The following is a 14,796-nucleotide window of genomic DNA, read 5'->3' as shown; positions in this document are numbered from 1 at the left end:
CCACCTATTCTTTATTTTTCTGGATATGGGATGCCTAAATGATCATAAGCCGTCATCGTAACGACCCTTCCGCGCGGAGTTCTTTGCAAAAATCCAATTTGAAGTAAATATGGTTCATACACATCTTCAATCGTAATTGCCTCTTCTCCGATTGTCGCAGCGAGCGTGTCCAAACCTACAGGACCGCCACCAAAATGCTCCATCATATGACGCAATAAGCGGTGGTCGATATCATCCAACCCATAAGAATCCACTTGCAACAATTCCAAAGCTTCTTTCGCAATCTTAAACGTGATCGTTCCGTCGCCACGTACTTCCGCAAAGTCTCGCACACGACGCAACAATCGGTTCGCAATACGTGGCGTCCCTCGTGAGCGTCTCGCTACTTCATACGCCGCTTCTTTTTCAATCGGTACATCGAACAAATTCGCACTGCGCTCGACAATTTGTTGTAGGGCATCGACGTCATAATACTCAAGACGTAATGGAACGCCGAAGCGGTCGCGAAGTGGTGCCGACAGCTGACCCGCTCGCGTCGTCGCTCCAATCAAGGTAAAGGGCGGTAAATCTAAGCGCACCGAACGTGCAGTAGGTCCTTTTCCAATCATAATATCTAAACAAAAATCTTCCATCGCTGGATATAATACTTCTTCTACAGAGCGATGTAAACGATGAATTTCATCGATGAATAAAACATCTCCTGGCTCCAATGAAGAAACGACTGCCGCAAGATCCCCTGGACGCTCAATAGCTGGACCACTCGTTGTCTTCATATTGACATTCATTTCATTCGCAATGACCGCAGCCATCGTCGTTTTACCGAGTCCTGGTGGGCCGTACAATAAAACGTGATCCAAACTTTCTTGACGTTGCATCGCTGCTTCGACGAACACTCGTAAACTCGTCTTCACTTTTTCTTGTCCGACATAATCGTCCAACAGTTGAGGACGAATCGATTGTTCAAGCAATTGTTCTGCTGGCAATTCTTCCGTTGACATCATACGTTCTTCCATGAAGACGCTCCTTTCTTTACGATTGTTTCACTAAAAGACGTAATGCTTCTTTCATATACGCTTCTGTCGTCATTTCTTGTTGTTGTAATGGAGTTTCAACCTTTTTCAATTCTCGTTCTGAATAACCGAGTGCTTGCAATGCGAGTAATGCTTCTTCTAACGCATAGTTGGAAGCGAGCGACGGCGCTTCGTTCGGTTCAAATAAATCTCCAAATAAATGATCCAGTTTTCCTTTTAAGTCTAAAATCATTTGGCGAGCGGTTTTCTTACCGACACCTGGGAATTGAACGAGAAACTTCTCGTCTTCTCGCTCGATCGCTTCTGCAACTTGTTCTGGAATACCGTTCGCTAAAATAGCTAAAGCACCTTTAGGTCCGATACCGGATACGGTGATGAGCTTTTCAAACAATTGACGCTGACGAATCGATTGGAAACCAATCAAACTATGAATATCATCTCGTACATGTAAGTACGTATACACTTTGATCATTTCGTCATTAGCATGAAATGCAAATGGATTTGGCGTTTGTAATTTATAGCCGATATCTCGACATTCTAGTGTTACATACTCTGGATGTACTTCTGTAATTTTTCCTTTTATATAATCGTACACGAACTTTCACCTGCTTCTTCATTATCCGTTCTATTATAGCATAAGAACATATTTTCTCTTAGAAAAAAACAAAAAAGTAGACGACGTCTATTCGACTTCGTCTACTTTAAAAAAGGTAGTCAACAGTATGTATTATTTCTTTTTGTTTTTCTTCCCTTTTTTCTTGTCTTTCTTCGTTTCTTTTTTCTTATCTTTTTTGTCAGCTTTTTTCGTTTCTTTTTTTGCTTCTTTTTTCTTGTCTTTCTTTTTGTCTTGCTTTTTATCTTTTTTCTTATCCTCTTTTTTCGCTTTCGCTACTTTTTCGAGTTCTTCTTTTTTTGCTTTTTTATCTTTCGCCATGTTCCTTCACCGCCTTTCTTCTTATCGACTACTATATCAATAAATTTCAAAATTTTCAAACTTTTGTCCGTAAAAATAATAGAACACTTTCTTATTATTGAATAAAATAATAAAAGAAAGTGTTCTAGTCTGTTATTTCATCGGATATGCATCAGTTTTCGTCACTCATGAAATTGTGTCTTATTCGTTAACTTCCGCATTGTGGAAGACGTCTTGAACGTCGTCATCATCTTCGAGTGCATCAATTAACTGTTGGAATTGTTCCGCTGGTTCACCGCTTAATTCAACGTATAAGTTCGGAATCATTTCCACTTCAGATGAAGCGAATTCAAAACCTTCTGCTTCCAATGCTTCTTTCACAGCGATCAATTCGCCTGGTTCTGTCACAATTTCAAAACCATCTTCTGACGATTCGATATCTTCTGCTCCTGCTTCAAGTGCTGTCATCATCACTGTATCTTCATCCATATCGTCCGTACGTTCAATCATAATACGTCCTTTACGGTTGAACATGTAGCTGACAGAACCAGTCTCTCCTAAGCTACCGTGGTTTTTATTAAATGCGACACGCACATTTGTAGCGGTACGATTACGATTTTCTGTCAATGTGTATACTAAAATAGCAACACCATTTGGACCATAACCTTCATACACAATCTCGTCATAATGCTCGTCCGAGTTTGCACCTGTCGCTTTATCGATTGCACGGTTAATAACGTCATTCGGTGTGTTTGCACCTTTTGCTTTTTCAATGGCAAGGCGGAGTGTCGCATTCGTCGTCGGGTCTGCGCCTCCTGCTTTTGCCGCCACGTAAATTTCACGCGACATCTTTTGGAAAATCTTTCCTCGTTTCGCATCTTGTGCGCCTTTACGCGCCTTAATGTTATTCCACTTTGAATGTCCTGCCATTCTTATTTCCTCCTTGATTGATTATGAATAATCATATACGTAGTAAGTGCCGAACGATTGAATTGTACAATCGAGGGCTGCTAATTCTTCAAAAGCTCCTTGCATCATCGGATTCATTTCGTCTTCCATGACATCCACGATGAAGAAGTAATTGCCGAGTCCTGTTTTTAACGGTCTCGATTCAATTTTACTCAAGTTGAGACGTCGCCAAGCGAACACGCTTAAAATTTGATGAAGTTTCCCAGATTCATCATCTTCTGGTAAACGGATCATCAATGTCGTTTTCGGTTCTGGACTGCGACCGATTTTTTCGAACTTTTCTTTGCGCAATGAAAGGACGACAAAGCGTGTATGGTTGAAATGAAAATCATGAATTCTTTCTTCCGCTACGTGTAAGTCGTATGTTTTTGCTGCAAGTTGGTTCGCGACTGCGGCGATATTTTCTTCAGGATGTTCCGATACGTAACGCGCTGCTTCTGCAGTGGACGTTTTTTGGATGAGCGGAACTCCTCGGTAATGGTATTGAAAATATTTATGACATTGCGCTAACGCATGTGGATGCGATTGAATCGAATCGATTTCTTTCACTCGCTCCGCATTTTGAGGGTGTACGAGTAAATGTTGCTCAATCGGCAACTTCACTTCCGCCGTCATAAATAAATCGCTACCGTGAAACAAATAGTCAATCGTTAAGGGCACAGAGCCTTCTAAAGCATTTTCTAACGGGACGATCGCATAAGCGACTTTCCCTTTCGCTACCGCTTCAATACAGTCTGGAATTGTCGGATGTGGGACGAGCCCTTCTTTTCCGAAAAAGCGACTTGCGGCAACGTGTGAGAACGATGCTTCTGGACCTAAGTAAGCAACGCTCGGAACGTACGTAGTCAATGAAATTCCCCCTTTTCCTTACAATGCGCCTGAACTAATTAAATGTACCGAATCGATAAATGGTGCCGACTTTAACTGTCTAATAAACTGCTCGAGTGATGGTTGAACTTCAGTTACGTCGAGTGATAAGGTGACATTCGCTCTCCCTTGAACCGGTATCGTCTGATGAATCGTCAGCACATTACATTTCGCTTCCGATACCGTTCGTAAAATCGTCGCGAGTGAGCCTTTTTGATCTTCTAATTGAATGAAAATCGTAATGACTCGTTCTCTCGCGATCGATTCGAACGGAAATACCGTGTCGCGATATTTGTAATAAGCGCTTCGTGATAAACCGACAAGTTGTGTCGCTTCTTGTACAGTCGTCACTTCACCACTCGCGAGCAATTGCTTCACTTGGAGCACTTTTTGCATCGATTCCGTCAGTACTGTCTCATGAATTAAATAATATTGACCTTCCCCTGTAAGCTTCATCGACTTCCCCTTTCTGAATGTCGATAGATCATTCAATAAATTCAAATTCAAAATCTAAAATACGAACGATATCTCCGTCTTCGGCTCCACGTTCACGCAATGCATCATCGACACCGAGTGCACGCATTTGACGCGCGAATTTACGCACCGATTGATCGAAGTTAAAGTCAGTCATTTTAAACATACGTTCAATCGTGTAGCCTGACAATACGTAAGCACCATCGTCGTCACGACCGATGACGAAGTCTTCCACATCTCCTTCATAACGATAAAGGACAGATTCATTTTCCTCATCTTGTCCAATTTCATAAAGCGGGAATTCTTCTGTCACTTCAAGTAAATCGGCAATCGCAAAGAGCAGTTCATTCACACCTGTTCGTGTCAATGCTGATAGTGGAACGATACGGATCGTTTCATCATCGAGCTCTTGTTTAAATTTCGCTAAATTTTCTTCCGCGTCTGGCATATCCATTTTATTCGCGACGATAATTTGCGGACGTTCTAATAAACGCAAGTTGTAAGCTTCCAATTCCGCATTGATCGTTTTGTAATCTTCATACGGGTCGCGACCTTCTAAACCTGACATATCGATGACGTGCACGATGACACGTGTACGCTCAATATGGCGTAAAAACTGATGTCCTAAACCGACTCCTTCATGCGCTCCTTCAATTAAACCTGGTAAGTCTGCCATGACGAAGTTGCGGTGATCATCCGTTTCGACTAATCCGAGATTCGGCACGAGCGTCGTAAAGTGATAATCCGCAATTTTCGGTTTCGCGCGTGAGACGACAGAAAGTAATGTAGATTTCCCAACGCTTGGGAATCCAACAAGACCGACATCTGCGAGCACTTTTAATTCAAGTGTCACATTGAGCTCTTCTCCCGGTTCTCCTTTTTCAGAAAGTTCAGGTGCTGTGTTTTGAGGCGTCGCAAAACGACTATTTCCTCGACCGCCACGGCCACCTTTTGCGATGATCGCGCGCTGTCCATGTTCGACAAGGTCCGCAATGACGATGCCTGTCTCTGCATTTTTAACGACTGTTCCCGGAGGTACCGGGATAATCATATCTTCCCCGGCTCTTCCGTGTTTATTTTTACTGCCTCCGTGTTCTCCACGGGGCGCTTTAAAATGTCTTTGATATCGAAAATCCATTAATGTACGTAGCCCTTCATCCACTTCGAAAACGACGTTCGCTCCTAAGCCACCATCGCCCCCTGCTGGACCTCCATACGGGACGTACTTTTCTCGACGGAATGCTACCATTCCATCTCCACCATCTCCACCTTTAACGAAGACGGTAACGTGATCGACAAACATACTGTTCGCCTCCTTCTGTCCGTCACAAATAGACGGATGTATTTACTACTCCATAGTATACCACTATATGACCTATTTTTGTCGAGAAAAAAAGAGCTGCGATGTGCAGCTCTTTCATTACGCTTCCTGTGCTACAGGATAAACGCTAACTTTTTTCTTGTCGCGACCAAGACGTTCGAAACGAACGACTCCGTCTACTTTAGCGAAAAGTGTATCGTCGCCACCACGGCCAACGTTTTCACCTGGGTGAATTTTCGTACCGCGTTGACGGTATAAAATTGAACCACCTGTTACGAATTGTCCATCTGCGCGTTTTGCGCCAAGACGTTTTGATTCTGAGTCACGACCGTTCTTAGTAGAACCGACTCCTTTTTTAGATGCGAAGAACTGAAGATCTAAACGTAACATTCGTGCCACCTCCTACCTACTTTGAGATATTTTTATATGTTCGTGATAATCTGTTTCAATGGTTTGCAAAGCGATAATCATCGCTTCGATAATTGTCTGAACACGCTCATCTTCAGCAGTCTTCGGAAATGATACTTTAAGGTATCCACCCTCGCGACCTTGTTCGATAATTGGCTCGACTTTCGTTAACGCATAAACCGCATTTACTGCACCGAACGATACAGCTGAAGCTCCTGCACAAACTAAGTCTTTCCCATGTTCAGCATAATCGGCATGTCCACTCATTTCAAAAGATGTGATGCGATCAAATTCATCACGCTCAACGATTACAGAAATCATTATGCGTTAATTCCTTCGATAACTACTTTTGTGTATGGTTGACGGTGACCTTGTTTACGGCTGTAGTTTTTCTTCGGCTTATATTTGTAAACCGTAAGTTTTTTAGCGCGGCCTTGTTTTACGATTTTCGCTGTAACAGAAGCACCTTCTACGTATGGAGCACCAACTTTAACATTGTCTCCACCTACGAATAATACTTTGTCAAACGTGATCGTTTCATCAGCTTCACCGTTTAATTTCTCGATGTAAACTTCTTGACCTTGTTCTACTTTAACTTGTTTTCCACCAGTTTCAATGATTGCGTACATAATTGCACCTCCTCTTATACTCAGACTCGCCTTATTAGGTGTTCTTTCGACACTTCTTCAAACCTAATGAAGTGCGGTTGTAGCACGGGTGCTACAAACAGTAACATAAAGATATTACCACCTATATGACGCTACGTCAATGCTTTTAATCAAATTCAATATCCGCAGAATAAATCGAGCGAATGGAACCGTCTCGAAGCTTCAATTGCAATAAGCCGTTTTCGCTAATTCCGATCGCTTCACCGCGCAATGTTTCGTTCACCATGCGCGCTGTAAGTTTTTTCCCGATTGTCACTGAGTAGCTTTCCCATAACATTTTAATCGGAGAAAAGCCGTGTGTTTCATACATGTGAACATATTTTTCTAGTTGATTCATAAGTTCACCGATAATTTCCGCACGTTCCCACTTCTTTCCTGATTCAATGCGTAAAGAAGTCGCAATCGATGTAATTTCATCTTCGAAATCTGTTTCTTGTTGATTGACATTCATCCCGATTCCGATAATAACCGCTTGAATACGGTCCGGGTCTGCTTGTAGTTCCGTTAAAATACCTGTAATTTTTTTACCGTTTAATAAAATATCGTTCGGCCATTTAATTTGGGCTTCTAATCCCGTCACTTCTTTTAACGTATGGATGATCGCAACAGCGGTTACTAACGTAAGTTGAGGTGCTTGTTCAATCGACAAGTGGGGCCGAGCAATTAAACTCATCCATATGCCTTTGCCGCGTGCTGAATACCATGTACGCGCTAAACGACCGCGACCGCCTGTTTGACTATCCGCAATGACGAGCGTGCCGTTCGGAACTTCTTGTTGCGCTTCATCATGGGCGATTTTCTGCGTTGATTCTACTTCGTCAAAAATAATTAAATTTCGACCGTATTGTTCAGTCTTTAAATACGGCGTAATGTGCGCATCGTGTAAAACATCGGGACTATCGTGCAAAACGTACCCTTTTTTGCGGATTGACTCGATGGAATATCCTTCTTCTTCAAGCTCTTTTACACATTTCCAAATCGCCGTACGACTCACTTCTAATTCATCTGCGATATCTTGCCCAGAGATCGCTTGACCGTTCGCACTTAATAATTTATTTAGTACATAATCTTTCGTAGACATGTTCATTCACCCATTCTATAATTTCTTCCGTGTCATTGGAGACTTTTCGTAAAACGACAGCCCGCTCGATTTCTGTCAGAAGTTGGCCGATGTTTTCACCAAGACAATTCGGATAATATCGCTTCACATCTTTGCCATCGAAAGCGAGGTCTCGTTTGGATTGAATCGGTAACTGCGCTTTCATTTGTCGCAACTGTTGTTCTGTTTCTGGACGTTCATTTAAACGACGGATAAAAAGTAATTCTTCTAATGAATAGTGATAAACGGTCCACAATGTCCATTCTCGTTCCTGCGCTAATGTTAAATAACGCTCAATCGCTTCTCTTTCTTTTTTAGACAATTTATAAGCTTTCGCTACGTCGGCACTCGTCAAATGATGATATTTCGCCCAAAGAACCCAACCTTCAATCGGTTGTTGAACGAGTGAGAAAGGTTGCAAAGGGAGTTCTTCTTGACTTGCCGGTAAATAGCGATGCAAACCTGTTTCATATAAAAGATGAAGAGCTTGAACGAGATGTTCTCCTCGAAACATTTTGTCGAATTCTTGTTTAATGCGCTCCATTGCGAGATAGGAGATGAGCGACGCATGTTTTTGCATCGCTCGCTGCGTTTCACTTTCAACCGTAAAGCCTAATGTACTGACAAAGCGAACCGCTCGAATCATGCGTAGAGCATCTTCTTCAAAGCGTTCATCCGCCTGACCGACCGCTTGAATCGTTCGCTCTTGAATATGTCGCAATCCGTCAAATGGATCGATCCACTGGCCTCGGTGGTCGATCGCCATCGCATTCATCGTAAAGTCGCGACGCTTCAAATCTTCATGCAAAGAACGCACAAAAGTGACATCATCTGGACGGCGATGGTCAGAATATGTCGATTCAGAACGATACGTCGTCACTTCTAACTGTTCTTCTCCGACTAATACGATAATCGTTCCGTGTTCTTTGCCGACATCGATCGTGCGATGAAATAAAGCTTCAATCTCTTCTGGTGTAGCAGCGGTCGCAATATCGATATCTTTCGGTGTTAAACCGAGTGCGATATCGCGTAACGCTCCTCCGACGTACACCGCTTCATATCCCGCTTCAAACAATCGTTCAATAACGAACCGACTACCTTTCGTCTCCCATTTAAACATCGGTTGTCACCTTCTCGTATAACGCTTCATATTGGTCCACAATATGCTCACAATGGAATTTCGTCTGAGCTGTATGCAAAGCTTCTTGAGAGAACCGAGCATATTGAGTAGGCTCTAACAACTCCAAAGCATATCGCGCAACTCGTTCTGGCTCATCTAGCTCAACGAGATACCCGTTCTGTCCATGAGTGACCACTTCTGGAATACCGCCGATATTTGTAGCAATAACAGGCAATCCACAAGCAAATGCTTCTAAAATGACAAGTCCGAACGCTTCCTTATCAGATAAATGCAACATCATATCCGATGCATTTAATAAATCATTCGTATCTTGACGCTTCCCTGTAAACGTTACCGAAGTCGAAATATTTAATTGCTTAACGTAACGCTCCATCGTTTCACGTTCAGGCCCGTCACCGACGAGCAATAAATGAGCGTCTATCTCTGTTAAAATACGGGCAAAACTATCTAAAATATAATCGATTCGCTTCACTTCACGGAAATTAGAAATATGGATAAAGACAGGTTGCTCCGACGGTATGCCAAATTCTTCTCGAATCTTCGGACGGTTTTTGCGATTCACATAATACGTCGCTTCATCAATAAAATTGTAAATTGTCTCAATTTGCGCATCTGGTTGAATTAATTTATACGTTTCTTCTTTTAAACCGTCTGACACAGCAGTCGTTATCGTCGAACGTTCAATTCCGTAGCGAACCGTATCTTTCAAACTGTCTTTCGCTCCTAAAATTGTCACATCTGTCCCGTGCAATGTCGTAATGATAGGAATATCGCTTTTCGCCATATCACGACCGAGTGCTGCTGCGATCGCATGAGGCATCGCGTAATGCACATGTAATACATCTAACTTCTCCTGTACGATCACTTGCGAGATTTTATTCGCTAAAGCGATATCGTAAGGAGGATATTGAAATACTGCATAATCTTCAATTTTCACTGGGTGAAATTTCAAGTGCTCCGTCAACTTTGTTAATCGAAATGGTTGTTCGGATGCGATGAAGTGCATCGTATGTCCGCGACTCGCCATTTTCTTTCCTAATTCAGTCGCGACTACGCCTGAACCTCCTACAGTAGGATAACAAATTACTCCTACGTTCAATCGTTTCATCTCACTTCACCTCAGTTTAATCTTGTAACAAAATTTGCTCCAATCCGTAAACGAATTGATCGACTTCCAATACGCGCTCTACCGATAAGGCGATACCTTGTTTGAAGCTCTCTCGGTCGAATGAGTCGTGACGAATCGTTAACAACTCACCTGCGCTACCGAATAACACTTGCTGATGCGCAAGCAAACCGTGCAAACGAACACTATGAATTTTCATTCCTTCGATATCTGCACCGCGCGCTCCTTTTAAATCTTCCACTTCACCAGGAGCCCCTTGTGTATGAGGTTCACGTACTTCTTGAATTAACTGTGCTGTCTTCGTTGCCGTTCCACTTGGCGCATCGACTTTTTGATTGTGATGCATTTCGATAATTTCAATATCTGGCATAAATTTTGCAGCCATTTGTGAAAACTTCATCATCAATACGGCACCGATTGAGAAGTTTGGTGCGATGATGACGTTTTTATTATGTTGTTCGGCTTGCGCTCGAATTTGATCGAGCGACGCTTCTGTTAAACCACTCGTCCCGACAACGATATGTAATTGATGTTTTAATGCTTCCATAACATTTTCAAAAACGACATTCGGTCGAGTCACATCAAAAAAGACATCAGGTGTCGTCTCTTTTACGAGTTGGTCCATCGACGAGTAAAATGGTACGCCTCCCGTTTCTACAACATCGACTCCATCGAATTGTTTCCCTTCATGTTTGTAATCATATGCTGCGACAACTTCCATTCCTTCTGTCGCTTGAATCGCTTCAAATGCTGTTTTTCCCATTCTTCCTCGAATTCCTGCAATTGCTACTTTAATCATTTGACATCCCCCTTTTTCGTCCAACGATCTGCATCGCGTGTCGCAAATTTATCCATCACGCGGCCGAGCGCCATATCTAAATTAATTTGTTCACGATTCGCTAAGCAAATTAATACGAATAATAAATCGCCCATCTCCTCTTCTAATGAACGGATTGCTTCTGTATCTTTCTTCTTTTTCATGCCGTACATATGTTGAATTTCACGAGCTAATTCACCGAGCTCTTCTTGCAAACGTGCGAGCAATTCCATCGGTGGAAAATAGCCTTCCTCAAATTGTGAAATATACACATCTACTGCATCTTGCATTTCTTCCATCGTCCGTGTCAATGTCATCTCTCCTTAGAAAAAAAGTCCGCCCATTTCGGACGGACTCCCAATTGTTAGTCACGATTTGTTGCGATTAAAATGAGTCGAGCTAATTCTAATACTGCAACTGCTGCTGCTGCAACATATGTCATCGCTGCTGCACTTAACACTTTTTTAGCATGTGGTTCTTCTTCTTGGCCGATAATTCCGAGTTGAACGACTTGATCCATCGCTCGGTTCGAAGCATCGAATTCAACAGGTAATGTGACAAGTTGAAAAATGACCCCGATACTCATCATCGCAATCCCTACCCAAAGTAAAGAGTTCATACTTGAAAAGAATAATCCCATCATGATGAAAATCCATGACGCATTACTCGTTAAGTTGACAGCAGGTACCATTTTATGACGGAATACTAAAAACTTATAAGCTTCCGCATCTTGAATCGCATGGCCTACTTCGTGTGCCGCTACAGCAGTACCTGCGACAGATGGTTCGTCGTAGTTATGTGGAGAAAGTGCAACGACTTTCGTCATCGGATTGTAATGATCTGACAAAAACCCTTCATGACGAACAACTTTTACGTTGTACAATCCATTCTCATCTAAAATACGTCTTGCCACTTGTGCCCCTGTCATGCCTGAAGTAGAACGTACCTTTGAATATTTATTGTACGTTGATTTTACTTTCATTTGAGCATAAATCGGCAACGCTAATATGGCGATAAAGTAAATCCAAAACATAAGGCGTGTACCTCCTATTCTTCTATACTATTATTTTATCTTGTGACCGTTGAATTCGCAACTTTTTCAGCTGTTTCCCACTCATCCTTTTTATGCCAAATGATATAGGCAATCGCAATCGAGACAATCGAGAGCCAAAATGTGAAATAACCAATTTGCGCACTATATTTCATAATGTCATAATAAACCGGCATTTGACCGAATACATAGTCGATCACATCATTGTGCAATGTCCAAATCGCTGCGATGATAATGTGCACAATTCCGTACGAATAGTTGCGTGCATAAAGGAGAGCTTGAATTGCCATCGCACCGTGAGAAACGACGAGCATCCAACCCGTCCAATGCAAATAGCCTGTTTCCCAATACGTGAGCAAATTCATGACGACTGCCCACACCCCATATTTGAACAAAGTTACTACTGCGAGCGCTTCCATCAATTTAAATGGCTTACGAAGCAACCAACCGAGAATCGCAATCGTAAAAAATAAACTAGCAGTTGGACTATCTGGGACGAATAACCAGAAAAAAGGTTCCGTCTTTTCAAGTTGCGGCATGTACCAAATGTAGCCATAAATCGTGCCGAATAAATTAATGTACAGCAATACGTGAAGAAAAGGACGTGAAAATAAGACGAGGCGAATCCATTGAATGACTGTCATAATTCGTTCTCCTTAAACAAAAAAAGATGCTAGAACCCTAGCATCTTTTTGAAATTATTGATTTAAGCTTTCGATAAATTCAGCTAAAACTTCAAGTTCTTCGTCTGAACCATCGAATAATCCAGGTGCCATGTCGCCACGACCGTTAATGACGATTTCTTTAATCTCATCGACTGTAAGACCGTTATTAACGAGTGGGTCACCTAAACCACCTTGGAATGAGTCACCGTGACAGCCGATACATGATGCACCAGCGTAAATTTGGTAACCTTCAGAGTTTTCGTCGAATTCTACTTCTTCAACGATCGCTCCTTGACGTGCTGCTGCTTCCCAGTCGTGGTTAACAACTGACTCCCACGTTAAGTAGAAGATTGAAGCGAATGCGAGTAACATAAATGCCGTTGGTAATGGACGTTTTGATGGACGACGCTCTTTTGTCGTATCCATGAATGGTACGAGCATAAGTGCTCCAATCGCAAGTCCTGGCATAATGATTGCCCCTACTACGTTCCATGGACCTGAAGCAAATTCATATTTAAGTAATTGATACATAAATAAGAAATACCAGTCTGGAACAGGGATATATGCTGTATCCGTCGGATCCGCTTGACGTTCAAGTGGTGACGGATGTGCAACTGTAAGGATTAAATAACCGATGAGGAATACAGCCCCAACCATCCATTCTTTAAGTAAGAAGTTTGGCCAGAACGCTTCCGTTTTTCCTGGATATTCTGAGTAATCTTTCGGCATGTTGACCATGCGGCCTTCTGATTTAATACGAGAATCTCCAACGAATTTCATACCTTTTCCGCGTTGCATGTTGTCCCCTCCTTATAAATAATGTCAGAATTTGTTGTGATGCGTTTGTAAAATTATACTTCAAGTGAATCCTATAGAGGACCTGAAATACCTTGTCTTCTGATCATGATAAAGTGAGCTGCGAGTAATCCAAGCAAAGCAGCTGGTAAGAAGAATACATGAATCGCGAAGAAACGTGTCAATGTTTGAGCACCTAAAATTACATCATCTCCAGCGAGGAGAATTTTAATTTGATCTCCGATAAATGGAACAGAACCAGCGATCTCAATACCTACCTTCGTAGCGAAGAGAGCTTTCATATCCCATGGGAGTAAATAACCTGTGAAACCTAAACCGAGCATCGTTACGAAGATTAATACTCCGACGATCCAGTTAAGCTCACGTGGTTTCTTGTATGAACCTGTAAAGAATACACGTAATGTATGTAGGAACATCATCACGATAACAAGTGACGCTCCCCAGTGGTGCATACCGCGCACAATTTCACCGAATGCAACTTCATTTTGGAGATAGTAAACAGATTTCCAAGCGTTCTCGATGTCTGGTGTATAGTACATCGTTAAGAACATACCTGATAAGATCTGAATTACCGTAACGAAAAACGTTAATCCTCCGAAACAATAAATAAATGCAGAAAAATGATGTGCAGGGTTTACGTGCTCAGGTACTTCGTGGTCAGCAATGTCACGCCAAATTGGTGTGATATCTAACCGTTCATCAACCCAATCATAAATTTTGTTTAGCACTGCGGTCGTACCCCCTAACTTAAATTATACTAATTGATTTTCTACTACTTTTCCTAAGTATACGAAACCATCTACGACTTCAACTTCATATTGATCAAGTGGACCAAGTGGTGGCGTTCCCGCTACGTTTTGACCATTTTTCTCATAAAGTCCATCGTGACAAGGACAGAAGAATCGGTTTGGATTCTTGTCGTCCCCTTCCCAGTTTACTGTACAACCTAAGTGTTTACATGTAGGATGCAAAGCGATAATTTCATCACCTTGTTTGTAAACCCAAGCTGAATCAGCAACGTCTGATACGTACCAAGCGTCTTTTCGATCTTTGATGACAAAGTCGACTTTAACAGGCTCTTCTGTTAAAGCATCCGCTTTTTGCGATGTCGGAATTAACTCTCCGTCTGCTGAAGGTTGCAATACTGGATCGATTGCGAAACGAACCATCGGCATTAACATTGCAGAAGCCATGAATCCGCCCGTACCCATAAGCGTATAGCTTAAAAATTGGCGTCTTGACACTTTACTGCTCATCAATTTCCCTCCTCTTACTTGAATCAGTCCAACGGACATATTTTCTCTAATTGTAATACTAGGACATATCTATGATATATCAATCTTTCATGAAATTCAATCACACTTTAAAATCGTTTTTTCTTTCTGTGAACAAATTTCAAATTTTGGACATAATCATCGATTTTTTTCATG

At 42.0% G+C, this 14,796-nt stretch carries 20 protein-coding genes and 1 other annotated feature; all 20 genes read right to left on the bottom strand.

The window, feature by feature from the left end:
- Window positions 1-11: 11 nt before the first annotated feature.
- The 20 genes from ruvB to ACFQ0V_RS06745 all read right to left on the bottom strand — a co-directional run bounded on the left by ruvB (window position 12) and on the right by ACFQ0V_RS06745 (window position 14,625).
- Entirely contained in the window at window positions 12-1,013 is a 1,002-nt protein-coding gene (ruvB, locus tag ACFQ0V_RS06840) for a Holliday junction branch migration DNA helicase RuvB (RefSeq protein ID WP_381011404.1), read from the bottom strand.
- Window positions 1,014-1,029: 16 nt separating this feature from the next.
- Window positions 1,030-1,626: a Holliday junction branch migration protein RuvA gene (ruvA, locus tag ACFQ0V_RS06835; protein WP_381011401.1), complete on the bottom strand. Its 597-nt coding sequence runs from the start codon at window positions 1,624-1,626 to the stop codon at window positions 1,030-1,032.
- A gap of 132 nt (window positions 1,627-1,758) precedes the next feature.
- Window positions 1,759-1,965, bottom strand: coding sequence for a hypothetical protein (locus tag ACFQ0V_RS06830; RefSeq protein ID WP_381011398.1), 207 nt, complete (start codon window positions 1,963-1,965; stop codon window positions 1,759-1,761).
- A 180-nt stretch (window positions 1,966-2,145) separates the two neighbouring features.
- Window positions 2,146-2,874 carry a YebC/PmpR family DNA-binding transcriptional regulator gene (locus tag ACFQ0V_RS06825; protein ID WP_381011395.1) on the bottom strand — a complete coding sequence of 243 codons (729 nt, stop codon included), beginning with the start codon at window positions 2,872-2,874 and terminating at the stop codon, window positions 2,146-2,148.
- Window positions 2,875-2,895: 21 nt separating this feature from the next.
- Window positions 2,896-3,762, bottom strand: coding sequence for a prephenate dehydratase (gene pheA, locus ACFQ0V_RS06820; protein ID WP_381011392.1), 867 nt, complete (start codon window positions 3,760-3,762; stop codon window positions 2,896-2,898).
- Window positions 3,763-3,780: 18 nt separating this feature from the next.
- Entirely contained in the window at window positions 3,781-4,236 is a 456-nt protein-coding gene (locus ACFQ0V_RS06815; protein WP_194561562.1) for an ACT domain-containing protein, read from the bottom strand.
- Window positions 4,237-4,264: 28 nt separating this feature from the next.
- Window positions 4,265-5,557, bottom strand: a complete 1,293-nt coding sequence (gene obgE, locus ACFQ0V_RS06810; protein WP_381011389.1) for a GTPase ObgE — start codon at window positions 5,555-5,557, stop codon at window positions 4,265-4,267.
- Window positions 5,558-5,674: 117 nt separating this feature from the next.
- On the bottom strand, window positions 5,675-5,965 hold the full coding sequence (gene rpmA, locus ACFQ0V_RS06805; protein WP_194561560.1) for a 50S ribosomal protein L27: 291 nt from the start codon (window positions 5,963-5,965) through the stop codon (window positions 5,675-5,677).
- Between the two features lie 12 nt (window positions 5,966-5,977).
- Complete coding sequence (locus ACFQ0V_RS06800; RefSeq protein WP_381011385.1) at window positions 5,978-6,304, bottom strand: ribosomal-processing cysteine protease Prp; 327 nt, start codon at window positions 6,302-6,304, stop codon at window positions 5,978-5,980.
- Window positions 6,304-6,612, bottom strand: coding sequence for a 50S ribosomal protein L21 (gene rplU / locus ACFQ0V_RS06795; protein WP_194561558.1), 309 nt, complete (start codon window positions 6,610-6,612; stop codon window positions 6,304-6,306). The genes ACFQ0V_RS06800 and rplU overlap by 1 nt, the downstream gene beginning before the upstream one ends.
- A gap of 12 nt (window positions 6,613-6,624) precedes the next feature.
- Window positions 6,625-6,701, bottom strand: a sequence feature (ribosomal protein L21 leader region).
- A 56-nt stretch (window positions 6,702-6,757) separates the two neighbouring features.
- Window positions 6,758-7,732: a biotin--[acetyl-CoA-carboxylase] ligase gene (locus tag ACFQ0V_RS06790; protein WP_381011381.1), complete on the bottom strand. Its 975-nt coding sequence runs from the start codon at window positions 7,730-7,732 to the stop codon at window positions 6,758-6,760.
- Window positions 7,704-8,870 (bottom strand): CCA tRNA nucleotidyltransferase, encoded by a 1,167-nt coding sequence (locus tag ACFQ0V_RS06785; RefSeq protein ID WP_381011378.1) that lies wholly within the window; start codon window positions 8,868-8,870, stop codon window positions 7,704-7,706. The genes ACFQ0V_RS06790 and ACFQ0V_RS06785 overlap by 29 nt, the downstream gene beginning before the upstream one ends.
- A complete protein-coding gene (gene bshA, locus ACFQ0V_RS06780) occupies window positions 8,863-9,999 on the bottom strand; it encodes an N-acetyl-alpha-D-glucosaminyl L-malate synthase BshA (RefSeq protein ID WP_381011375.1) in 1,137 nt (378 codons plus the stop codon). The genes ACFQ0V_RS06785 and bshA overlap by 8 nt, the downstream gene beginning before the upstream one ends.
- A gap of 16 nt (window positions 10,000-10,015) precedes the next feature.
- On the bottom strand, window positions 10,016-10,816 hold the full coding sequence (gene dapB, locus ACFQ0V_RS06775) for a 4-hydroxy-tetrahydrodipicolinate reductase (protein WP_381011372.1): 801 nt from the start codon (window positions 10,814-10,816) through the stop codon (window positions 10,016-10,018).
- Complete coding sequence (locus ACFQ0V_RS06770; RefSeq protein ID WP_381011369.1) at window positions 10,813-11,151, bottom strand: nucleotide pyrophosphohydrolase; 339 nt, start codon at window positions 11,149-11,151, stop codon at window positions 10,813-10,815. Before ACFQ0V_RS06770 ends, dapB begins: the two co-directional genes overlap by 4 nt.
- Window positions 11,152-11,198: 47 nt before the next feature.
- Window positions 11,199-11,867 carry a zinc metallopeptidase gene (locus ACFQ0V_RS06765; RefSeq protein WP_381011366.1) on the bottom strand — a complete coding sequence of 223 codons (669 nt, stop codon included), beginning with the start codon at window positions 11,865-11,867 and terminating at the stop codon, window positions 11,199-11,201.
- Between the two features lie 35 nt (window positions 11,868-11,902).
- On the bottom strand, window positions 11,903-12,529 hold the full coding sequence (locus ACFQ0V_RS06760; RefSeq protein ID WP_381011363.1) for a DUF1405 domain-containing protein: 627 nt from the start codon (window positions 12,527-12,529) through the stop codon (window positions 11,903-11,905).
- A 54-nt stretch (window positions 12,530-12,583) separates the two neighbouring features.
- The gene (locus ACFQ0V_RS06755) at window positions 12,584-13,348 is read right to left on the bottom strand and encodes a menaquinol-cytochrome c reductase cytochrome b/c subunit (protein WP_381011360.1); all 765 of its coding nucleotides are present in this window, start codon (window positions 13,346-13,348) and stop codon (window positions 12,584-12,586) included.
- 71 nt (window positions 13,349-13,419) lie between these two features.
- Window positions 13,420-14,094, bottom strand: a complete 675-nt coding sequence (qcrB, locus tag ACFQ0V_RS06750; protein ID WP_194561549.1) for a menaquinol-cytochrome c reductase cytochrome b subunit — start codon at window positions 14,092-14,094, stop codon at window positions 13,420-13,422.
- Window positions 14,095-14,118: 24 nt separating this feature from the next.
- Entirely contained in the window at window positions 14,119-14,625 is a 507-nt protein-coding gene (locus tag ACFQ0V_RS06745) for a ubiquinol-cytochrome c reductase iron-sulfur subunit (protein WP_328799601.1), read from the bottom strand.
- Between the last annotated feature and the right edge of the window lie 171 nt (window positions 14,626-14,796).

The sequence above is a fragment of the Savagea faecisuis genome (assembly GCF_042675605.1).
In the GTDB taxonomy this organism is placed as follows: Bacteria; Bacillota; Bacilli; order Bacillales_A; family Planococcaceae; genus Savagea; species Savagea faecisuis.
The sequence above is the reverse complement of the archived record's forward strand: the minus strand, read 5'-3'. Positions and strand labels throughout refer to the sequence as shown.

Bases quoted from the DNA above. Each gene is read 5' to 3' on its own strand.
- ACFQ0V_RS06790 (WP_381011381.1), bottom strand. From the start codon at position 7,732: ATGTCTACGAAAGATTATGTACTAAATAAATTATTAAGTGCGAACGGT.
- ACFQ0V_RS06755 (WP_381011360.1), bottom strand. From the start codon at position 13,348: ATGCAACGCGGAAAAGGTATGAAATTCGTTGGAGATTCTCGTATTAAA.
- ACFQ0V_RS06830 (WP_381011398.1), bottom strand. From the start codon at position 1,965: ATGGCGAAAGATAAAAAAGCAAAAAAAGAAGAACTCGAAAAAGTAGCG.
- rplU (WP_194561558.1), bottom strand. From the start codon at position 6,612: ATGTACGCAATCATTGAAACTGGTGGAAAACAAGTTAAAGTAGAACAA.
- ACFQ0V_RS06785 (WP_381011378.1), bottom strand. From the start codon at position 8,870: ATGTTTAAATGGGAGACGAAAGGTAGTCGGTTCGTTATTGAACGATTG.
- ACFQ0V_RS06815 (WP_194561562.1), bottom strand. From the start codon at position 4,236: ATGAAGCTTACAGGGGAAGGTCAATATTATTTAATTCATGAGACAGTA.
- rpmA (WP_194561560.1), bottom strand. From the start codon at position 5,965: ATGTTACGTTTAGATCTTCAGTTCTTCGCATCTAAAAAAGGAGTCGGT.
- dapB (WP_381011372.1), bottom strand. From the start codon at position 10,816: ATGATTAAAGTAGCAATTGCAGGAATTCGAGGAAGAATGGGAAAAACA.
- obgE (WP_381011389.1), bottom strand. From the start codon at position 5,557: ATGTTTGTCGATCACGTTACCGTCTTCGTTAAAGGTGGAGATGGTGGA.
- ACFQ0V_RS06770 (WP_381011369.1), bottom strand. From the start codon at position 11,151: ATGACATTGACACGGACGATGGAAGAAATGCAAGATGCAGTAGATGTG.
- ACFQ0V_RS06825 (WP_381011395.1), bottom strand. From the start codon at position 2,874: ATGGCAGGACATTCAAAGTGGAATAACATTAAGGCGCGTAAAGGCGCA.
- bshA (WP_381011375.1), bottom strand. From the start codon at position 9,999: ATGAAACGATTGAACGTAGGAGTAATTTGTTATCCTACTGTAGGAGGT.
- ACFQ0V_RS06765 (WP_381011366.1), bottom strand. From the start codon at position 11,867: ATGTTTTGGATTTACTTTATCGCCATATTAGCGTTGCCGATTTATGCT.
- ACFQ0V_RS06800 (WP_381011385.1), bottom strand. From the start codon at position 6,304: ATGATTTCTGTAATCGTTGAGCGTGATGAATTTGATCGCATCACATCT.
- ruvB (WP_381011404.1), bottom strand. From the start codon at position 1,013: ATGGAAGAACGTATGATGTCAACGGAAGAATTGCCAGCAGAACAATTG.
- ACFQ0V_RS06760 (WP_381011363.1), bottom strand. From the start codon at position 12,529: ATGACAGTCATTCAATGGATTCGCCTCGTCTTATTTTCACGTCCTTTT.